1 protein-coding gene is annotated in these 1,540 nt (G+C 66.4%); it reads right to left on the bottom strand.

What is annotated here, in order from left to right:
* Nucleotides 1-1,540, bottom strand: a 1,540-nt coding sequence (locus tag AC3B8H_RS21190) for a beta strand repeat-containing protein (RefSeq protein ID WP_488443487.1), incomplete at both ends; no start/stop codon positions are given.

The following is a 1,540-nucleotide window of genomic DNA, read 5'->3' as shown; positions in this document are numbered from 1 at the left end:
GCTCCGCTGATTTGCAGGTTGCCGGCTTGCACGTCCACGCTCAGCCCGCCGCTGCCGGTTTTGCTGATGCGGCTGCCGCCGCTCAGCGTCAGGTCGCCGCTGCCCGCGTCAACGCTAAGATCGCCCGTGCCACCGCTACTGTCTTCGATGACCGAGCCGGCGGTCATGCCCAGGCTGGTGCCGCTGGTCACGGTCATGGCGCCGCTGCCGGCGGTTTTGCGGATCGCGCCGACGCCGACGCTGCCCAGATTCAGCGCGCCGCCGGACGAGACGGTGACCGTGCCGCTGGTTTTGTTGACGGTGACTACACCGGTCGTGGTGCCATTGCCGTCCAGGGTCAGTGTGCCGCCCGCCGTCACGCTTTGATTGGCGGACCCGCTCAGCGCGATCAGGCCTTGGTTGAGCAGGTTGCCGCTGCTGGCCACGGCGCTGCCGTTGATGGTGCCGGTCGCGCTGTTAGTCAGGTTGGTGCCGGCGGTGGCGGAACCGCCGATGCTGCCGTCGTTGGTCAAGCTGGTGCCGGCGCTGGCGTTGCCGGTGATGGTTTGGCTTGCCGCATTGCTTAGCGTACCGGTGGTAGCGGTCGCGTCGCCGGTGATCGTGCCGTTGTTGCTCAAGTTTCGCGATGCCGTGACAGCGCCGGTAATCGAGCCCTGGTTGGTTAGATCGGTGGCATTTTGGCTTTGGGCTCCGCCATTGATGATGCCGCCCACGGCATTGGTCAGGCTGGCCACGCCGCTGAGACTGCCGCCGTTGTTGGCGCGCGCCAAGCCGCCGATCGTGCCGCTGTTGTCCAGATAACGCGCCGCCGTCACCGCGCCGCCGGTCGTGCCGAGGTTTTGAATGTCGGTGCCGTTCTGGCTGATGACGGTATCGCCGCCGGCATCGCCCAATGTCCCGCCGTTTTGGTTGACCACGGTGTAAATCTTGCCGTTGACGTCGGCGGCAAGGCCCGCAACTCCACCGGCCGAGGTGCCACCGGTCGCGTTGCCGTTGACGGTGCCGCTGTTGGTCAGCACGGTCCCGGCGCTGGCGTTGCCGCCAATCGTGTGCCCTACCCCGTTGTTCACCGCTCCGGTGATTGCAGTCGCATCCCCGTCGATATCCCCTTGGTTGCTTAATAAGCCAGTCGTCGCAACGGCGCTACCTGTGATTGTCCCGGTATTGGTCAAGTTGGTGCCGGCAGTCGCGGAACCGGTGAGCGTGCCGGCGTTGCTTAAGGTCGTGCCGGCCGTTACGCTGTCGGCTTGCGCCGTGGTGCCGCTGTCGATTTGGATCGCGCCGCTGGCGTGGATACTGTCGCTGGCGCCGTTTTGATCGGCGCTGATTTCGCTGCCGGCTCCGCTGATTTGCAGGTTGCCGGCTTGCACGTCCACGCTCAGCCCGCCGCTGCCGGTTTTGCTGATGCGGCCGCCACCGCTCAGCGTCAGGTTGCCGCTGCCTGCGTCAACGCTGAGATTGCCCGCGCCACCGCTGCTGTCTTCGATGACCGAGCCGGCGGTCATGCCCAGGCTGGTGCCGCTGGTCACGGCCATGGCAC

The organism is Methylomonas sp. BG-2 (assembly GCF_057766305.1).
The sequence above is the reverse complement of the archived record's forward strand: the minus strand, read 5'-3'. Positions and strand labels throughout refer to the sequence as shown.